At 47.3% G+C, this 15,932-nt stretch carries 25 protein-coding genes; all 25 read left to right on the forward strand.

Annotated elements, in window-relative coordinates; translation table 11 throughout:
- The first annotated feature begins 1 nt into the window (after position 1).
- A complete protein-coding gene (gene rpoC / locus SPIGRAPES_RS10610; protein ID WP_014270746.1) occupies positions 2-4,285 on the forward strand; it encodes a DNA-directed RNA polymerase subunit beta' in 4,284 nt (1,427 codons plus the stop codon).
- A gap of 171 nt (positions 4,286-4,456) precedes the next feature.
- A complete protein-coding gene (gene rpsL, locus SPIGRAPES_RS10615) occupies positions 4,457-4,831 on the forward strand; it encodes a 30S ribosomal protein S12 (protein ID WP_014270747.1) in 375 nt (124 codons plus the stop codon).
- A 14-nt stretch (positions 4,832-4,845) separates the two neighbouring features.
- Positions 4,846-5,316, forward strand: a complete 471-nt coding sequence (gene rpsG, locus SPIGRAPES_RS10620; RefSeq protein WP_014270748.1) for a 30S ribosomal protein S7 — start codon at positions 4,846-4,848, stop codon at positions 5,314-5,316.
- A gap of 400 nt (positions 5,317-5,716) precedes the next feature.
- Complete coding sequence (tuf, locus tag SPIGRAPES_RS10625; protein ID WP_014270749.1) at positions 5,717-6,907, forward strand: elongation factor Tu; 1,191 nt, start codon at positions 5,717-5,719, stop codon at positions 6,905-6,907.
- A gap of 65 nt (positions 6,908-6,972) precedes the next feature.
- Positions 6,973-7,281, forward strand: coding sequence for a 30S ribosomal protein S10 (gene rpsJ, locus SPIGRAPES_RS10630; protein ID WP_014270750.1), 309 nt, complete (start codon positions 6,973-6,975; stop codon positions 7,279-7,281).
- Between the two features lie 17 nt (positions 7,282-7,298).
- Entirely contained in the window at positions 7,299-7,919 is a 621-nt protein-coding gene (rplC, locus tag SPIGRAPES_RS10635) for a 50S ribosomal protein L3 (RefSeq protein ID WP_014270751.1), read from the forward strand.
- Positions 7,920-7,930: 11 nt separating this feature from the next.
- Positions 7,931-8,560 carry a 50S ribosomal protein L4 gene (gene rplD / locus SPIGRAPES_RS10640; RefSeq protein ID WP_014270752.1) on the forward strand — a complete coding sequence of 210 codons (630 nt, stop codon included), beginning with the start codon at positions 7,931-7,933 and terminating at the stop codon, positions 8,558-8,560.
- An 11-nt stretch (positions 8,561-8,571) separates the two neighbouring features.
- On the forward strand, positions 8,572-8,874 hold the full coding sequence (gene rplW, locus SPIGRAPES_RS10645) for a 50S ribosomal protein L23 (RefSeq protein ID WP_014270753.1): 303 nt from the start codon (positions 8,572-8,574) through the stop codon (positions 8,872-8,874).
- Positions 8,875-8,888: 14 nt separating this feature from the next.
- Positions 8,889-9,713, forward strand: a complete 825-nt coding sequence (rplB, locus tag SPIGRAPES_RS10650; protein WP_014270754.1) for a 50S ribosomal protein L2 — start codon at positions 8,889-8,891, stop codon at positions 9,711-9,713.
- A gap of 9 nt (positions 9,714-9,722) precedes the next feature.
- Positions 9,723-9,998: a 30S ribosomal protein S19 gene (gene rpsS, locus SPIGRAPES_RS10655; RefSeq protein WP_014270755.1), complete on the forward strand. Its 276-nt coding sequence runs from the start codon at positions 9,723-9,725 to the stop codon at positions 9,996-9,998.
- A gap of 17 nt (positions 9,999-10,015) precedes the next feature.
- Positions 10,016-10,378, forward strand: a complete 363-nt coding sequence (rplV, locus tag SPIGRAPES_RS10660) for a 50S ribosomal protein L22 (RefSeq protein WP_041385283.1) — start codon at positions 10,016-10,018, stop codon at positions 10,376-10,378.
- Positions 10,379-11,086 carry a 30S ribosomal protein S3 gene (gene rpsC, locus SPIGRAPES_RS10665; protein WP_014270757.1) on the forward strand — a complete coding sequence of 236 codons (708 nt, stop codon included), beginning with the start codon at positions 10,379-10,381 and terminating at the stop codon, positions 11,084-11,086.
- Positions 11,087-11,092: 6 nt separating this feature from the next.
- Positions 11,093-11,509 (forward strand): 50S ribosomal protein L16, encoded by a 417-nt coding sequence (rplP, locus tag SPIGRAPES_RS10670; RefSeq protein ID WP_014270758.1) that lies wholly within the window; start codon positions 11,093-11,095, stop codon positions 11,507-11,509.
- 3 nt (positions 11,510-11,512) lie between these two features.
- A complete protein-coding gene (gene rpmC, locus SPIGRAPES_RS10675) occupies positions 11,513-11,719 on the forward strand; it encodes a 50S ribosomal protein L29 (RefSeq protein ID WP_014270759.1) in 207 nt (68 codons plus the stop codon).
- Positions 11,720-11,733: 14 nt separating this feature from the next.
- The gene (rpsQ, locus tag SPIGRAPES_RS10680) at positions 11,734-11,985 is read left to right on the forward strand and encodes a 30S ribosomal protein S17 (RefSeq protein ID WP_014270760.1); all 252 of its coding nucleotides are present in this window, start codon (positions 11,734-11,736) and stop codon (positions 11,983-11,985) included.
- 15 nt (positions 11,986-12,000) lie between these two features.
- Positions 12,001-12,366 carry a 50S ribosomal protein L14 gene (rplN, locus tag SPIGRAPES_RS10685; RefSeq protein WP_014270761.1) on the forward strand — a complete coding sequence of 122 codons (366 nt, stop codon included), beginning with the start codon at positions 12,001-12,003 and terminating at the stop codon, positions 12,364-12,366.
- 10 nt (positions 12,367-12,376) lie between these two features.
- The gene (gene rplX, locus SPIGRAPES_RS10690; protein WP_014270762.1) at positions 12,377-12,682 is read left to right on the forward strand and encodes a 50S ribosomal protein L24; all 306 of its coding nucleotides are present in this window, start codon (positions 12,377-12,379) and stop codon (positions 12,680-12,682) included.
- Positions 12,682-13,233, forward strand: coding sequence for a 50S ribosomal protein L5 (rplE, locus tag SPIGRAPES_RS10695; RefSeq protein WP_014270763.1), 552 nt, complete (start codon positions 12,682-12,684; stop codon positions 13,231-13,233). Before rplX ends, rplE begins: the two co-directional genes overlap by 1 nt.
- 12 nt (positions 13,234-13,245) lie before the next feature.
- The gene (locus SPIGRAPES_RS10700) at positions 13,246-13,431 is read left to right on the forward strand and encodes a type Z 30S ribosomal protein S14 (RefSeq protein ID WP_014270764.1); all 186 of its coding nucleotides are present in this window, start codon (positions 13,246-13,248) and stop codon (positions 13,429-13,431) included.
- Between the two features lie 9 nt (positions 13,432-13,440).
- The gene (gene rpsH, locus SPIGRAPES_RS10705; protein WP_014270765.1) at positions 13,441-13,839 is read left to right on the forward strand and encodes a 30S ribosomal protein S8; all 399 of its coding nucleotides are present in this window, start codon (positions 13,441-13,443) and stop codon (positions 13,837-13,839) included.
- Positions 13,840-13,850: 11 nt separating this feature from the next.
- Complete coding sequence (gene rplF / locus SPIGRAPES_RS10710) at positions 13,851-14,396, forward strand: 50S ribosomal protein L6 (RefSeq protein ID WP_014270766.1); 546 nt, start codon at positions 13,851-13,853, stop codon at positions 14,394-14,396.
- Between the two features lie 15 nt (positions 14,397-14,411).
- On the forward strand, positions 14,412-14,771 hold the full coding sequence (gene rplR, locus SPIGRAPES_RS10715) for a 50S ribosomal protein L18 (protein WP_014270767.1): 360 nt from the start codon (positions 14,412-14,414) through the stop codon (positions 14,769-14,771).
- A gap of 9 nt (positions 14,772-14,780) precedes the next feature.
- Positions 14,781-15,293, forward strand: a complete 513-nt coding sequence (gene rpsE, locus SPIGRAPES_RS10720; protein ID WP_014270768.1) for a 30S ribosomal protein S5 — start codon at positions 14,781-14,783, stop codon at positions 15,291-15,293.
- A 4-nt stretch (positions 15,294-15,297) separates the two neighbouring features.
- Complete coding sequence (rpmD, locus tag SPIGRAPES_RS10725; protein WP_014270769.1) at positions 15,298-15,486, forward strand: 50S ribosomal protein L30; 189 nt, start codon at positions 15,298-15,300, stop codon at positions 15,484-15,486.
- Position 15,487: 1 nt separating this feature from the next.
- Positions 15,488-15,919 (forward strand): 50S ribosomal protein L15, encoded by a 432-nt coding sequence (gene rplO / locus SPIGRAPES_RS10730; protein WP_014270770.1) that lies wholly within the window; start codon positions 15,488-15,490, stop codon positions 15,917-15,919.
- The last annotated feature ends 13 nt before the right edge of the window (positions 15,920-15,932 follow it).

Here is a 15,932-nt window from a genome sequence, read left to right on the forward strand (position 1 = left end):
GATGAAGGAAATTCAGGATTTCGATAGCATTATGATAAAGCTGGCTTCGCCGGAGCAGATCAAGGATTGGTCGTACGGCGAGGTGAAGAAGCCCGAGACGATTAATTACCGCACGCTTCGGCCCGAGAGGGATGGCTTGTTTTGTGAGAAGATTTTCGGAACTACCAAGGAATGGGAATGCTATTGCGGAAAGTTTAAATCTATCCGCTATAAGGGTGTCATTTGTGACCGGTGTGGTGTTGAAGTAACGAACACCAAGGTCAGACGTGAACGCATGGGACATATTACCCTTGCAGCCCCTGTTTCCCATATTTGGTATTACCGTTCTGTACCCTCGCGGATGAGCATGTTGCTGGATATTTCCCGCAACTCGTTGCAGAGCATTCTTTATTATGAGAAATATGTAGTTATCAATGCAGGCGATACCAATCTTAAGCTAAAGCAGCTCCTCAGTGAAGAGGAGTACTGGCTTGCACGCGATCAGTATGGTGATTCGTTTGAAGCAGGGATGGGTGCCGAGGCGGTTCGCAAACTTTTGACGAACCTTGACCTTGAGGAACTTTCCCGTGAGCTTCGCGAGCAGATGCGCCAGAAAGAAGATAAGGCAGACAAGCGTTTGCTTAAGAGAATTGAGGTTTGTGAGAACTTCCGTGATAGCGGCAACCGCCCTGAATGGATGATCCTTACCGTAATTCCGGTCATCCCACCGGATTTGCGGCCAATGGTTCAGCTAGATGGCGGACGTTTCGCAACCAGTGACCTCAATGACTTGTACCGAAGGGTCATCAACAGGAACAACAGGCTTGATCGTTTGGTCAAGCTCAATGCCCCTGACATCATCATCCGTAATGAAAAAAGGATGTTGCAGGAAGCTGTTGACGCATTGTTTGATAACTCAAAGAGAAAACGTGTGGTCAAGGGTGCTTCAAACAGGCCTCTGAAGAGTCTTTCCGATATGCTTAAAGGTAAGCAAGGCCGTTTCAGGCAGAACTTGCTTGGAAAGCGTGTCGACTATTCAGGGCGTTCCGTTATTGTTGTTGGTCCTGAATTGAGAATGCATCAGTGTGGTCTTCCTTCAAAGATGGCTTTGGAACTCTATAAGCCTTTCATTATGAAGAAGCTCGTACAAGATGGCGTTGTATATAACATCAAAAAGGCAAAGAGCCTTGTTGAAGAAGAGACCGATGCCGTATGGTCTATCCTTGATGATGTAGTTAAGGAGCACCCTGTTCTGCTGAACCGTGCGCCTACGTTGCACCGCCTTGGAATCCAGGCTTTCGATCCGGTTCTCGTTGACGGGAAGGCTATCAAATTGCATCCCCTCGTATGTCATGCCTACAATGCTGACTTCGACGGTGACCAGATGGCTGTTCACGTACCGCTAACCCATGCGGCCCAGCTGGAATGCTGGACCTTGATGCTCTCTGTAACGAACCTTCTCGACCCTGCTAACGGTAAACCGATTGTGTATCCTTCCCAGGACATGGTTCTTGGTATCAACTACCTGACCAGGGAAATGAAGGGTGCTAAAGGTACCGGGCGTTTCTATGACAGTATTGGAGAGCTTGAAATGGCTATTGAGGCCGATGCTCTCTCGTATAATGCCTTGATTCGTTATCGGTTCGCCGATGGCACAAAGGTTGAGACTACTCCCGGACGAGTAATCTTTAACTCTGTTCTTCCTGAAGGTGTTCCTTTCCAAAACGCCTGCCTTGGAGACAAAGAGCTTAAGAAGCTGATCGGGGATACGTTGAAAACAAGGGAAAACTCCCTTGCTGTCGAGATGCTCGATTCAATCAAGGATATTGGCTATAAATATGCTACCATCTTTGGTGCTACCATCGGTTTGTCCGACATGATTGTCCCTGATGCAAAGAAGGGCATGGTTGACAAAGCCAATGTCGAGCAGCAAAAGATTCTTGATCAGTATCGTCAGGGGCATATTACCCAGGATGAACGTTATAACCGTGTTATCGAGGTTTGGACCCAGACGAACGATGAGCTCACCGATGAGTTGATGAATGAACTGAAGAAGAGCCAGAACGGCTTCAATCCATTGTTCCTCATGGCTGACTCCGGTGCCCGTGGATCGAAGACACAGATCAGGCAGCTTGGTGGTATGCGTGGATTGATGGCAAAGCCATCAGGCGACGTCATCGAGTTCCCTATCAAGTCCAACTTTAAGGAAGGACTTTCGATTATCGAGTTCTTCATTTCCACGAACGGTGCCCGTAAGGGTCTTTCCGATACTGCTTTGAAGACCGCTGAGGCTGGTTACCTGACCCGTCGTTTGGTTGATATCAGCCAGGACGTTGTCGTCAATGAAGAGGATTGTCATACTATCAATGGTATCTGGCGTTCCGCTATCAAGGACGGTGATGAAATTGTTGAGTCCCTTGCAGACCGTATTGTTGGTCGTTGCCCGGTAGAGGATGTCTTGCATCCGTTTACCCATGAGGTAATTGCCGAAGCGAATATTGAGATTTCTGAACCTGTGGCAAAACTTATTGAAGACGCTGGTGTTGAGAAGATCCTGCTCAGGACTGTATTGACCTGTGAGGCAAAACATGGTGTTTGTCAGAAATGTTATGGTCGAAACCTTGCCACCAATAGTTCTGTGGTTATCGGAGAGGCTGTCGGTATCATCGCCGCCCAGTCAATCGGTCAGCCCGGAACTCAGCTTACGATGCGTACGTTCCACGTTGGTGGTACTGCTTCGACGAGTTCCGAGGAAAGCAAGCTGACGTTCAACTATCCGGTTGTTATCGGTTCGATTTCAGGAACTAGGGTTGTTCGTGTTTCTGACGGCTTGGATGTATTCACCCGTAAGGGGCATATCGAATATTTCCGTGTCAATGCAGAAATTATAAAAGGATCCTATGATGAACTGCTCGTTTCTGACGGCTCGGTAGTGGGAAAAGGTACTCCTATCTATAAAAAAGATGGCGAGACCATCCTCTCCCTTGAAAATGGTTCTGTAAAGTTCCTTGACGGCAGACTGCTTCTGGTTGGTCACTCTACCTCGCAGGTTGTTAAGACTGGTTCAGAACTCCTGGTGAAATCAGGTCAGTTTGTTGACACCCAGACTCCCATTGTAACCTTTGACCCCTTCAGTGAGCCTGTTATTGCTGAAGAAGGTGGTTATACGAATTTCGTCGATATCAAATTGGGGACTACATTGATTGAAGAGGTCAATGAGGAAACCGGTAATATCGAGAAGAAGATTACTGAGCATAGCCTTGAATCTCTCCAGCCCCGCATTGAGATCACCTCACAGGAGCATGGAAAGGGTAGCACCCTTGCCGTGTATCTGTTACCTGGTGCTTCCTACTTGCAGGTTGAGGATAACGTTAAGGTTGAAAAGGGACATATCCTGGCAAAGCTTTTGAAAGAAGGTGTTAAAACCAAGGATATTACCGGTGGTCTTCCCCGAGTCGGGGAGTTGTTCGAGGCCCGTAGGCCCAGAAACAATACCATTTTGGCCCAAGTATCAGGTGTTGTCAGTTTTGGTCCAGTCGTAAAGGCAAAGCGCTCGGTTATCGTAAGGGATGCCTTCGGTCATGAGTACAAACACATGGTACCGATGGGGAAAAACCTTCTGGTTCGTGACGGAGACCCCGTTGAAGCGGCTGAACCCTTGTGTGACGGAGCGATTGATCCACATGATATCCTTGATATACTCGGTGAAAACGCATTGCAGTCATTCTTGGTCGATGAAGTCCAGGAAGTCTACCGGATGCAGGGTGTAGATATTAATGATAAGCACCTCGGTGTTATTGTCAGGCAGATGTTGCGTAAGGTTGAGATTGTCCATGTAGGCGATACCAATCTTATCCACGGGCAGCAGGTAGATAAGTTCCGTTTCTTTGAAGAAAACGAACGTGTTGTAACCGAAGGTGGTGAACCCGCTGTAGCCCGTCCTCTCCTGCTTGGTATTACCCGTGCCTCGTTGAGTATCGACTCCTTTATCTCGGCAGCCTCCTTCCAGGAGACTACCAAGGTCTTGACAAATGCGGCAATAGCTGGTAGTAAAGATGAGTTACGTGGTTTGAAAGAAAACGTAATTATTGGTCATCTGATCCCTGCTGGTACTGGTATGAAGAAGTACAGGGATGTAAAATTGAAGGACGAAGAGCTTCTTGCATTGCAACAAAAGGTTGATGCAGTGAAAGAATCAAGGCGTCAGGAAATGATTGATGACGATGATTTTGACGTTGAAGAACTTGGTGATATGAAATCCGTAGGTGATGCGGTGGATGTGGACGATTCGTATGACGGAGAATAGGTGTTTGCGCCTGTTGGCGCAACCTGTTTCGTTTGCATTCGTTGTATAACACGCCATTGCGTCCATGCTGGGTGCGGATTTTGAATAGATGTGCTGTCCGTTGGACGGCACAGGCCCCTGCTTTAGTGAGAAGTGGTGGACCAGACAATAAAAAGGGAGTGTGTCGATAAGATGCCTACTATTAATCAGCTGATCAGAAAGGGAAGGAAGACTGTCGCTAATAAGACAAAATCCCCAGCCCTTGGCGGTTGTCCCCAGAAGCGCGGTGTTTGCACTAGGGTCATGACCGTTACCCCGAAGAAGCCTAACTCTGCTCTGAGAAAAGTCGCACGTGTGCGTCTTTCCAATGGAATTGAAGTAACAGCTTATATCCCCGGAATCGGACATAACCTCCAGGAACACTCAGTTGTGTTGTTGCGTGGTGGAAGGGTCAAGGACCTTCCCGGTGTTCGTTACCACATAGTCCGTGGTGCGAAAGATACCCTGGGTGTTGCCGATCGTAAGAGAAGCCGTTCCAAATACGGTGCCAAAAAGCCAAAAGCTTGATAAGGGAGTAAGAAATGTCAAGAAGAACTACTGCTCCCGTCAGGGAAGTATTGCCGGATCCGATGTACGGAAGTACGGTTGTCGAGAAATTCATCCGCAGGATGATGGTAGATGGAAAGAAATCCGTCAGTACCAGGATTATTTATCAGGCCATGGCCACAATGGGCGAAAAGACCGGCGAGAAGCCTCTTGATGTTTTCATCAAGGCTCTTGAAAATGTCAAGCCTGTTGTAGAAGTTAAGAGTCGCCGCGTTGGTGGTGCCACTTACCAGGTTCCTGTCGAAATCCGTGACAATCGTCGCGAAGCTTTGGCAATGCGCTGGATTATCGCTGCTGCTCGTAACCGTAACGGTCACAGCATGAGCGAGAAGCTCGGTGCTGAGATGCTCGATGCATATGCCAACACTGGTGCAGCCTTCAAGAAAAAAGAAGATACGCACAGAATGGCAGAAGCAAACAAGGCATTCAGTCACTACCGCTGGTAGGCCATTTGGTATTAAAAATGCCGGTTATCACCATACGATAACCGGTTTTTTCTTTATCTTTATAGAATTACTGTGTATCGCTTGACATGAAATCCCCTTTTCGCATATATTGCAAAAGGTGTCCGCTATAGGCATGCCTATGCGGAACTATGTAGAGCCAAACCGATTATTGCTGGTGCAATGATAAGGTGGTTTCAGGCAGTAAGAAGTTTTTTTTAAACTTATACTAAGTCGACAAGATGGTATGTACCATGCTTGCCGACCTCTGGAATCTCTTTTAACATTAGTATCCTCATATAATTAGTTTGTCTCATTAGAAATGGTAAAGGCTTTGTGCCTTTATGAGCACATATTAATTTTTTGATTGTGACAATTATAAAAAAGTCACAAGGAGGAAATGATGGCAAAAGAGAAATTTCAGAGGACGAAGCCGCACGTTAACGTAGGCACCATCGGCCACGTCGACCATGGTAAGACAACGCTTACTGCTGCTATTACCATGCATTGTGCAAAGTTGTTCGGCGACAAAGCCCTTGCTTATGATGCGATCGACAACGCTCCGGAAGAGAAAGCACGTGGTATCACGATTAATACCCGACACGTTGAGTACCAGTCCGTTAACAGGCACTATGCCCACGTTGACTGCCCGGGACATGCTGACTACATCAAGAACATGATCACTGGTGCTGCACAGATGGACGGAGCAATTATTGTTGTTGCTGCTACCGACGGTGCAATGGCCCAGACCAAAGAGCATTTGTTGCTCGCTCGCCAGGTTGGTGTTCCCTGTGTAATCGTATTTATCAATAAGTGTGACCAGGTAGACGATCCTGAACTGATCGACCTTGTTGAAGAAGAGATGCGCGACCTCTTGACCGAATATGGTTTTGACGGTGCAAATGCTCCTATCATCCGTGGTTCCGCTTATGAAGCCATGACCAATCCTGATGATCCTGAAAGCGTAAAATGTATCGACGAATTGCTCGATGCGATGGATAATTATATCCCACTTCCTGAGCGTGCCGTTGACTTGCCCTTCTTGATGCCAATCGAAGACATTTTCTCCATCTCCGGTCGTGGTACCGTTGTTACTGGACGTATCGAACGCGGTATTGTTCATATCAACGATCCAGTATCCATCATCGGTATTAAGGACACAAGAGATTCTGTTTGTACTGGTATCGAAATGTTTAACAAGCTCCTTGACGAAGGTCAGGCTGGTGATAACATTGGTGCTCTTCTCCGCGGTGTTGACAAGAAAGACGTTGTGCGTGGCCAGGTTCTGGCTAAGCCAAAGTCCATCAACCCCCACCAGAAGTTCATTGGTACTGTATATGTACTGAGCAAGGACGAAGGTGGCCGTCACTCACCGTTCTTCAGTGGCTATCGCCCACAGTTCTATTTCAGAACTACAGACATTACTGGTACCGTAACGTTGCCCGAAGGCAAGCAGATGATTCTGCCTGGGGACCACACTACTATCAATGTCGAGCTGATTCACCCTGTTGCAATGGACAAAGGACTCCGCTTCGCTATTCGTGAAGGTGGTAGGACTGTTGCTTCCGGCCAGGTAACTGAAATCGCCGAATAATTCTGTTGACGAATGTCTTGCCAACATCTGTTGGATGCTGGCAAGGCCCGTTTTTTGGAGGAATAATGGCTAAAGAAAGAATTCGGGTTAGGTTGAGAGGTTTTGATATTGAGCTTGTTGAACAGAGCTCAAAAGCAATCGTAGATACTGTTGTCAGGGCCGGCGCTACTGTCTCTGGTCCTGTACCTCTCCCGACTCGTGTCAATAAGTACACTGTCCTGAGATCGCCCTTTGTCAATAAAAAGTCTCGTGAACAGTTCGAGATGAGAACCCACAAAAGGTTGATTGACATTTTGGATCCTACATCGAAAGTCATGGATGCCCTCATGAAGCTTGAGCTCCCTGCTGGTGTGGATGTAGAGATTAAACAGTAAGAGAGTTGAGGTAAGAGATGTTAGGGCTTATCGGCAAAAAAGTTGGAATGACACAGGTGTTTGATGCGCAAGGCAGACTTACACCCGTGACGGTTATAAGAATTGAGGGCAATGTTGTTGTCGCAGACCGAACTGAAGAGAAGAATGGCTACAAAGCCGCAGTACTCGGTTCCGTTGACAAGAAAAAAAGCACTGTCACCAAGCCGTATGCTGGCCAGTTCGAAGGAATTTGCGAACCGAAGCAGCATGTAATAGAGTTCCGTAACTATGAAAAAGAAGTTACGGTCGGCGAAGTGTTGGGCGTGGATATATTTAAGGACATCTCATTTGTAGATGTCACTGGGACTTCTAAAGGTAAAGGTTTCGCCGGTGGTATGAAGCGTCACAACTTCTCTGGTGGACGTGCAACCCACGGTTCTAAGTTCCACCGTGACATCGGTGGTACTGCAATGTCATCTACTCCTGGTCGTACATTTAAAGGCCACAATATGGCTGGCCGTATGGGTACTGAGAAGACGACAATTCAGAACCTGAAAGTCGTCAGGGTCGATGAAGAGATGCAGGTCCTTATGGTAAGGGGAGCAATCCCTGGTCCCTCCCAGAGTGTCGTCATCGTCAAGAAAGCGATAAAGAAGTAGGGGCGAGAGATATGGAAACCAAAGTCTTTTCTATCGAAGGCAAAGAAGTTAGAACGATTGAGTTGAATGACCTGGTATTTAACAGGGAAGTCAGCGATGGGTCTATCTACTATGCCGTAAATAATGAGCTTGCAAACCGCCGCGTCGGTACTGCATGCACGAAGGGTCGCGCTGAAGTCAATTACAGCAATACCAAGCCTTACAAACAGAAAGGCACAGGTAATGCTCGTGCTGGTGACAAGAAGTCCCCTGTTTGGGTCGGTGGTGGTACCGTATTTGGACCAAAACCGCGTGACTATAGTTACGTCCTTCCCAAGAAGGTGAAACGTCTTGCGATGAAGAGCCTTCTTTCCCTGGGAATCCAGGAAGAGCGCCTTGTGGTTGTTGAAGATTTCTCACCGGAATCTGGCAAAACAAGGGATCTTGCTTCTATCGTTGAGAACTTTGTCAAGGATAGGACCAGAACGATTCTCATCCTCAAGGATGACGATGTAATGATGCGCCGTGCTGCGAAAAATATTCCGTACCTGCACGTCCTTTCTTACAATAGGCTTTCCGCAAAGGAACTCCTGTATGGAAGAAAGGTCTTGGTTCTGGAAACCGCCGCAAAGAATCTTAACGATTTCTACGGCGACAAATAAGGGGACCGGATATGAGAGCAGACCAAGTAATCATTGAACCCGTCTTGAGTGAGAAATCAAATATCGCTCGCGAAGGGGAAACAAAGAAATACACGTTCAAAGTTCACAAGGATAGTAATAAATTCCAGATTATGGCAGCTATTAAAGAGCTGTTCCAGGTTGAACCTGTGAAGTGTAATGTTATGATCGTAAAAGGCAAGCCAAAATATTCACGCGGAAAGGGTGGCAACATCCTTGGCAATACCGGTGATTGGAAGAAGGCTGTCGTAACCCTGGCCAAGGGTGATACCATCCAGGCCATCGAAGGCGTATAAGGAGAAGTTGGAAAATGGCTCTTAAATCTTACAAGCCAAATACTCCCGGCCTTCGCCAGAAGACCACATTGGTCTTCAGCGAGCTGACTGCCAGCAAGCCTGAGAAGTCACTTACTACCGGTCTGAGCAAAAAGGCTGGACGTGATACCTTTGGGCGCATCAGCGTTCGCCGTAGAGGCGGTGGCCACAAACGTGCTTATCGAGTAATCGATTTCAAGCGTGACAAATATGGTATTCCAGGTGTCGTCAAGACTATCGAATACGATCCGAACCGCAGTGCTAACATTGCATTGGTATTTTATGCCGATGGTGAAAAGCGCTACATGATTGCCCCTAAAGGCATGACTGTCGGTACCTCGGTTATTTCCGGACCGACTGCCCCTCTTTCCAGCGGAAATGCTCTTCCTTTGAAGAACATTCCCCTTGGGTTGATGGTTCACAATGTTGAGCTTACTCTTGGCAGAGGCGGACAGCTTGTTCGTTCAGCTGGTTTGGGTGCAACTGTAGTGGCCAAGGAAGGTGACTATGTCACACTCCGCCTCCCCTCAGGTGAAATGCGCATGGTGTTCGGTGAGTGCTACGCTACCCTTGGGCAGCTTGGTAATGAAGATCACATGAATGTTAGCCTTGGTAAAGCCGGTGCAAGCCGTCACTTGGGAAGAAGGCCTAAGGTTCGTGGTGTCGCTATGAACCCTGTCGATCACCCCCATGGTGGTGGTGAAGGTAAGACTGCAGCTGGACGGAACCCGGTAACCCCATGGGGCAAGCCGACCAAGGGTGGAAAAACCCGTTCCAAGAAAAAACCTTCCGGTGCATTCATCCTTAAGAAGCGGAAGTAGGAGTAGAAAGTGGCAAGATCAATCAAAAAAGGTCCTTTTATTGAGAAGAAACTTTATAAAAGGATTCAGGAGTCTCTTAAGACTAATCAGAAGCAGATGATCAAGACTTATTCCCGCTGTTCTACGATCATCCCTGAAATGGTAGGATTCACGATTTCCGTTTATAACGGGAAAACCTGGATTCCAGTGTTCGTGACTGAGAATCTGGTCGGACATAAACTCGGCGAGTTTTCACCCACCAGAATTTTCCGCGGTCACTCAGTTTCCGACAAGAAGGTTGGTTAATCGAGATGGGTAGAATGATGGAAGAAAAAAAAGGTTATTCAGCAACTGCAAAGTATCTGATGATTGCTCCTTCAAAGGTTAGGCCTGTAGCTAATCTTGTTAGGAATAAGTCATATGCCCAGGCTGTTGCTATCCTTGAGGCGATGCCCCAGAAAGGGTCTCACCTGATTCTCAAGGTTTTACAGTCAGCTTGTGCCAATGCACTTGATCAGAACAAGAAGCTTGATGAAGAGAACCTTGTGGTCAAGGAATTGCAGGTTAACGAGGGCCCGAGACTCAAGAGAGTTTGGCCGAGATCCCATGGGAGACGTGATATTCTCCTCAGGAGGATGTCACACATTACCGTCGTTGTTGACGAAAAAGCAAGCGTGAGGGAATAAATGGGCCAGAAAGTAAATCCGATTGGACTCCGCCTTGGAATCAACAAGACCTGGAAGTCCAAATGGTATGTAGATCCCCGGGAATATGCAGATACTCTGCACGAAGACCTTAAGCTGCGCAAGGCTTTGCTTGGGTGCCCAGAGGTTCAGGGTGCTGAGATTTCAGATGTTGAATTCATCCGTAAACCACAGCGCATTACTATCGTGATCACCACTAGTCGCCCTGGTATCATTATTGGTAGCAAGGGAGCTAATGTCGAAAAGCTTGGAGCAAGACTCCAGAAGCTTTCAGACAAGAAAGTGCAGATCAAGATTAAAGAAATCAAGAAACCTGAGGCTGATGCCCAGTTGATTGCTTCTAATGTTGCAAAACAGCTTGTTGCTCGTGGTTCTTTCCGCAGAGCAATGAAGATGGCAGTAACAAAAGCAATGCAGAGCGGTGCCCAGGGTGTCAAGATCAGATGCTCAGGTCGTATCGGCGGTGCTGAAATAGCTCGCTCCGAATGGATGAAGGAAGGACGTGTTCCTCTTCATACTCTCAGAAGCGACATTGATTATGGATTTGTAACTGCACACACATCCTTTGGTGCCATTGGCGTTAAAGTATGGGTTTTCAACGGTGAAATCTATGAGCATGCAATCAAAGAAGACGCTGGTGGGCTCGTTAGAAAGCCTTCAAAGACCGAAGGCGTTGAGGCAAGGAGTTAGTAGGCCATGCTTAGTCCAAAAAGAGTAAAATACAGAAAAAAGCAGCGTGGTACCACTGATGGTGTTGCCCACCGTGGTAATACGATCGCATTTGGTGAATTTGCCTTGATGGCACTTGAACCCAAGTGGATTACCAACCGCCAGATTGAAGCTGCCCGTATTGCAATGACCCGTCACATTAAGCGTGGTGGTAAGGTATGGATCAGGATTTTCCCTGATATGCCGTATACCAAGAAACCCGCTGAAACCAGACAGGGTAATGGTAAGGGTGCCCCTGAAGGCTGGGTAGCTGTGGTCAAGACTGGAGCTGTCATGTTTGAAATGGGCGGCGTCAGTGAAGATTTGGCTCGTGAGGCACTTGCCCTCGCAGCGTCAAAACTTCCGATCAAGACGAGATTTGTCGTCAGAAGGGATGTGGAGTAAATTATGAAGAATTCATATAAAGATTTAACCCTTGACGAACTGGTTGAGAAGAAAGAACAACTCCATAAGGAGTATCTCAACCTTCGGATGGGAAGAGTTCTCGGGCATGTCGAAAATCCGCTTGCTGTTCGTACAACAAAGAGGAATATCGCTCGCGTGAACACCCTCATCCACGAATATGCCCTCGGAATTCGGAAAGCAGCTAACTAAGGGAGCGCGATTAGATGGAAACGAATAAAAAGAGTTTTACTGGACAGGTGGTCAGTGATAAGATGGAAAAGACCATTGTTGTCGCCATCTCCTCAAGAAGGCTGCACCCCCTGTACAAGAAGTATGTGACTTCCACCAAAAAGGTGAAGGCGCATGATGAGAAAAACGAGGCCAATATCGGTGACACTGTTCGTGTTGTTGAATGCCGCCACATCAGCAAAGACAAGTGCTGGCGTCTCGTTCAGATTGTCGAGCGTGCTCGGTAAACCAGGAGAGACGTTATGGTACAGATGCAAAGTTATTTGAATGTAGCGGACAACAGTGGAGCCAAAAAGGTCCAGTGCATTAAGGTTCTCGGTGGAAGCCATCGTTATGTTGCCAGTGTTGGTGATATTATCGTGGTAGCTGTAAAGAACGCACTGCCTAATGGCGCCATTAAGAAAGGCGATGTCATGAAGGCCGTCATTGTTCGTACAAAGAAGGAATACCGCAGACCTGACGGTACCTATATCAGGTTCGATGATAACGCATGCGTTATTATTGATGCCAACAATAACCCGCGCGGTAAGCGTATCTTCGGACCAGTAGCCCGAGAACTCAGAGATGGCTACATGAAGATCGTTTCGCTAGCGCCGGAAGTGTTGTAGGAGTGTGCACATGAAGCTTAAGAAGAACGACACCGTAAAGATTCTTGCTGGAAAAGACAAAGGTAAGACTGGCAGGATCGTAAAGGTAGACCTAGAGAAAGAAAGGGTCGTCGTCCAGGGTGCCAACATGGTCAAAAAGACCATGAAGAAGAAGAATCCGCAAGACAAAGGCGGCATCATGGAAATTGAGGCTCCGATCCATGTATCCAATGTTGCGTTTATGACCAGCAATGGCGACGCGACCAGGATCGGTTACAAGTTTGATGAGAGCGGAAAAAAAGTCCGTTTCGCTAAGAAAACCGGGGAAGTGATCTAATGGAAAAGTTCATACCAAACTTCAAGACTAAGTATCTTGAGACTGTAGCTCCGGCACTCTTTACTGAACGTGGCTACTCCTCAAAAATGCAGGTTCCTACCCTGGAAAAGATTGTCGTCAGTGTAGGTGTCGGTGAGGCTATCTCAAACAAGAAGCTTCTCGATGCTGCCGTCAAAGAACTTGAACAAATTACTGGCCAGCATGTGTTGAAGACCAAAGCCCGGAAGTCCATCGCAAACTTTAAAGTTCGTGAAGGGCAGGAAATCGGTGCAATGGTAACTCTGCGTGGCGATAACATGTGGTTCTTTCTGGAAAGATTGATTAGTATTGCTCTTCCCCGTGTCAAAGACTTCAAAGGTGTTAAAGCTAATGCGTTTGATGGCCATGGAAACTATTCTCTTGGTATTACCGAGCAGATTATTTTCCCTGAAATTGACTTCGATAAGATTGAGCGTGTCAGCGGGCTGAACGTCGCCATTGTGACGACTGCGAAGACCGATGAGGAAGGCTATGCCCTGTTACAGAAGCTTGGCATGCCTTTCAGCAAATAAGGGTGGAGACAAATGGCAAAAAAATCGTTGATCGTTAAGGCCAATCGGGAGCCCAAGTTCAGTACCAGAAAAGTCAACCGCTGCAGAATATGTGGCAGACCCCGTGGCTATATGCGCCAGTTCGACATGTGCAGGATCTGCTTCCGCAAGTTGGCAAGTGAAGGCCAGATTCCTGGTGTTACCAAATCCAGTTGGTAGGAGAGAAAAATGGCTGTAAGTGATCCAGTTGCTGATATGCTGACCAAAATTAGAAATGCTAGTATGGCTAAGCATGAAAAAGTAGATATTTCCACTTCAAAGATGAAACTTCAGATTGTGAAGATTCTCAAAAATGAAGGGTACGTCAAGAACTTCAAGAAAGTAACAAAAGATGGGATTTCCTTTATCCGCGTTTTCTTGAAGTATGATGAGAAGCAGAGTCCAGTACTCCATGGGATTCAACGCGTTTCCACTCCAGGACGCCGCGTATATACCGGCTACCGGGATATGCCTCGCGTTTATAATGGTCATGGTGTCGTGGTAGTCTCCACTTCTACTGGTGTAATTACCGGTAAGAAGGCTACAGAGAATAAGGTCGGTGGCGAACTGATCTGCACGATTTGGTAAGGTGGTAAAGAATGTCCAGAATTGGAAAATTGCCAATCGCAGTACCCTCTGGGGTTAAGGTTTCCGTTGCCGATGGTATTGTCAATGTTGAAGGCCCTAAGGGCAAACTTAATTGCGCATACCGTCCTGAAGTCATTATTGACATCAAGGGCGATGTAATTCAGGTTACAAACAGAGACGAATCCAAGGCAAGCAATAGTTTTCATGGGTTGTATCGCCAGTTGATCAGCAACATGGTTGTCGGGGTTTCCAAAGGTTATTCCCGCTCCCTTCTGATCAACGGTGTTGGCTATCGTGCCGAGCTCAAAGGGAACTTGCTGACCTTGAACCTTGGGTATTCCGTATTGGTCGAGTTTGTTCTTCCTAAGGGGATTACAGCTACTTGTGAGAACCCGAATAAGGTTACCATCAGTGGCATCGACAAGCAGCTTGTGGGCCAGACTTGTGCTGAAATCCGCTCCCTCCGCGGTCCTGAACCGTATAAGGGTAAGGGAATTAGGTACGAGGATGAGATCATCCGTCGTAAGGCCGGCAAGTCCGCTGCTGCAAAGAAATGATGGTAGGGAAAAGAGATGAACAGAGTAATCGATAAGAGAAGAAAGCTTGCACGTCGTAAGCACCATATTCGAAAGAGTATCTCCGGTACTGCTAGCAGACCGAGAATGACTGTTTTCCGCAGCAACTCCCACATGTATATTCAAGTCATCGATGATGTTGCAGGTGCAACCCTGGTTGCTGCAAGCAGCCTTGAAGCTGATTTGAAGGGCTTGAAGAATACTGTTGAAGATGCAGCAAAGCTTGGTGAAATCCTTGGAAAGAGAATGCTTGAGAAGAATATCGACACTTGTGTATTCGACCGTAATGGCTATCTCTTCCACGGAATTGTCAAGAGCATCGCAGATGGCGCCCGCAAAGCCGGCGTTAGGTTCTAGGGGGAAACTGTGGAAAGATCTAGAGAAAGGGATAAAGACAAAAACGATGGATACGTCGAAAAGCTGATCAAGCTGAATCGCGTTGCCAAGGTAGTCAAGGGTGGTCGGAGATTTTCCTTCTCAGCTTTGGTTGTTGTAGGCGATCAGAAAGGCAAGGTCGGATATGGTTTTGGTAAAGCCAATGATGTCACCGAAGCAATTCGGAAGGCTGTTGACCGTGCCAAGACAAATATGATCGTAGTTCCTGTGAAGAAGACCTCCATTCCTCACGAAATCATTGGAAATTACAAGAGCGCAAGCGTCCTTCTTCGTCCTGCAGTACCAGGTACTGGCGTAATCGCCGGTGGTGCTGTCCGTGCGATTTGTGATGCCTGCGGTATCAATGACATCCTGAGCAAGTCCCTCGGTTCCAAGAATTCGATCAACACCGTTAAGGCCGCTTTTGATGCACTCGAGCATCTTTTTGATGCAAAGAGTATGGCAAAGAACAGGGGTAAATCCCTGAGCGAGATGTGGGGTTAATCCGATGGCTGATGCAAAGAAGATCAAAATTACCTTGGTCCGTAGTGTTGCCGGGACCCTTCCTGCACAGCGTAAAACTGTGAAGGCGCTTGGGCTTGGCAAGATTGATAGCTCGGTTGTTCATGAATACAATCCCTCAACGCTTGGGATGGTTCGTGTAGTAGCACACCTTGTGAAAGTCGAGGAGATGTAAGATGGGACAGATTCATGCACCCTATGGTGCGAATACAAAAAAGACTATCGTAGGTCGCGGCGCTTCCTCAAAGGGCCGTACTTGCGGTAGGGGCCATGATGGACAGAATCAGCGTTCTGGTGGTGGTGTCCGTCTTGGCTTTGAAGGTGGACAGATGCCTTTGTATCGCCGTGTTGCGCGCAGAGGCTTTTCTAATGCAAAGTTCACGCAGGAATACCAGATTGTATCCCTCGATGTTCTTTCCGCCAACTTTGAAGACGGTGACGTGATTACCCTTGATGTCCTGAAGGACGCTGGGTTGGTGAAAGGGTTCAATGTTCAGGTCAAAATCTTGAGCAATGGCGAACTTTCAAAGAAGGTAATCATTGATGGGCTAAAGGTTTCCGCAAGCGCAATCGAAAAGATTACTGCTGCGGGTGGCGAAATCAGATAACAAAGAAGGGCTT

The sequence above is a fragment of the Sphaerochaeta pleomorpha str. Grapes genome, from assembly GCF_000236685.1.
Lineage (GTDB): Bacteria > Spirochaetota > Spirochaetia > Sphaerochaetales > Sphaerochaetaceae > Sphaerochaeta > Sphaerochaeta pleomorpha.

What these genes read in the sequence shown, in the direction of transcription:
- tuf (WP_014270749.1), top strand. Translation starts at nt 5,717, where the DNA reads ATGGCAAAAGAGAAATTTCAGAGGACGAAGCCGCACGTTAACGTAGGC.
- rpsJ (WP_014270750.1), top strand. Translation starts at nt 6,973, where the DNA reads ATGGCTAAAGAAAGAATTCGGGTTAGGTTGAGAGGTTTTGATATTGAG.
- rplX (WP_014270762.1), top strand. Translation starts at nt 12,377, where the DNA reads ATGAAGCTTAAGAAGAACGACACCGTAAAGATTCTTGCTGGAAAAGAC.
- rplB (WP_014270754.1), top strand. Translation starts at nt 8,889, where the DNA reads ATGGCTCTTAAATCTTACAAGCCAAATACTCCCGGCCTTCGCCAGAAG.
- rplR (WP_014270767.1), top strand. Translation starts at nt 14,412, where the DNA reads ATGAACAGAGTAATCGATAAGAGAAGAAAGCTTGCACGTCGTAAGCAC.
- rplF (WP_014270766.1), top strand. Translation starts at nt 13,851, where the DNA reads ATGTCCAGAATTGGAAAATTGCCAATCGCAGTACCCTCTGGGGTTAAG.
- rplW (WP_014270753.1), top strand. Translation starts at nt 8,572, where the DNA reads ATGAGAGCAGACCAAGTAATCATTGAACCCGTCTTGAGTGAGAAATCA.
- rplD (WP_014270752.1), top strand. Translation starts at nt 7,931, where the DNA reads ATGGAAACCAAAGTCTTTTCTATCGAAGGCAAAGAAGTTAGAACGATT.
- rplN (WP_014270761.1), top strand. Translation starts at nt 12,001, where the DNA reads ATGGTACAGATGCAAAGTTATTTGAATGTAGCGGACAACAGTGGAGCC.
- rpmC (WP_014270759.1), top strand. Translation starts at nt 11,513, where the DNA reads ATGAAGAATTCATATAAAGATTTAACCCTTGACGAACTGGTTGAGAAG.
- rplE (WP_014270763.1), top strand. Translation starts at nt 12,682, where the DNA reads ATGGAAAAGTTCATACCAAACTTCAAGACTAAGTATCTTGAGACTGTA.
- rpsC (WP_014270757.1), top strand. Translation starts at nt 10,379, where the DNA reads ATGGGCCAGAAAGTAAATCCGATTGGACTCCGCCTTGGAATCAACAAG.
- rpsL (WP_014270747.1), top strand. Translation starts at nt 4,457, where the DNA reads ATGCCTACTATTAATCAGCTGATCAGAAAGGGAAGGAAGACTGTCGCT.
- rplC (WP_014270751.1), top strand. Translation starts at nt 7,299, where the DNA reads ATGTTAGGGCTTATCGGCAAAAAAGTTGGAATGACACAGGTGTTTGAT.
- rpsG (WP_014270748.1), top strand. Translation starts at nt 4,846, where the DNA reads ATGTCAAGAAGAACTACTGCTCCCGTCAGGGAAGTATTGCCGGATCCG.
- rplO (WP_014270770.1), top strand. Translation starts at nt 15,488, where the DNA reads ATGGGACAGATTCATGCACCCTATGGTGCGAATACAAAAAAGACTATC.
- rpmD (WP_014270769.1), top strand. Translation starts at nt 15,298, where the DNA reads ATGGCTGATGCAAAGAAGATCAAAATTACCTTGGTCCGTAGTGTTGCC.
- rplP (WP_014270758.1), top strand. Translation starts at nt 11,093, where the DNA reads ATGCTTAGTCCAAAAAGAGTAAAATACAGAAAAAAGCAGCGTGGTACC.
- rpsQ (WP_014270760.1), top strand. Translation starts at nt 11,734, where the DNA reads ATGGAAACGAATAAAAAGAGTTTTACTGGACAGGTGGTCAGTGATAAG.
- rpsH (WP_014270765.1), top strand. Translation starts at nt 13,441, where the DNA reads ATGGCTGTAAGTGATCCAGTTGCTGATATGCTGACCAAAATTAGAAAT.
- SPIGRAPES_RS10700 (WP_014270764.1), top strand. Translation starts at nt 13,246, where the DNA reads ATGGCAAAAAAATCGTTGATCGTTAAGGCCAATCGGGAGCCCAAGTTC.
- rplV (WP_041385283.1), top strand. Translation starts at nt 10,016, where the DNA reads ATGGAAGAAAAAAAAGGTTATTCAGCAACTGCAAAGTATCTGATGATT.
- rpoC (WP_014270746.1), top strand. Translation starts at nt 2, where the DNA reads ATGAAGGAAATTCAGGATTTCGATAGCATTATGATAAAGCTGGCTTCG.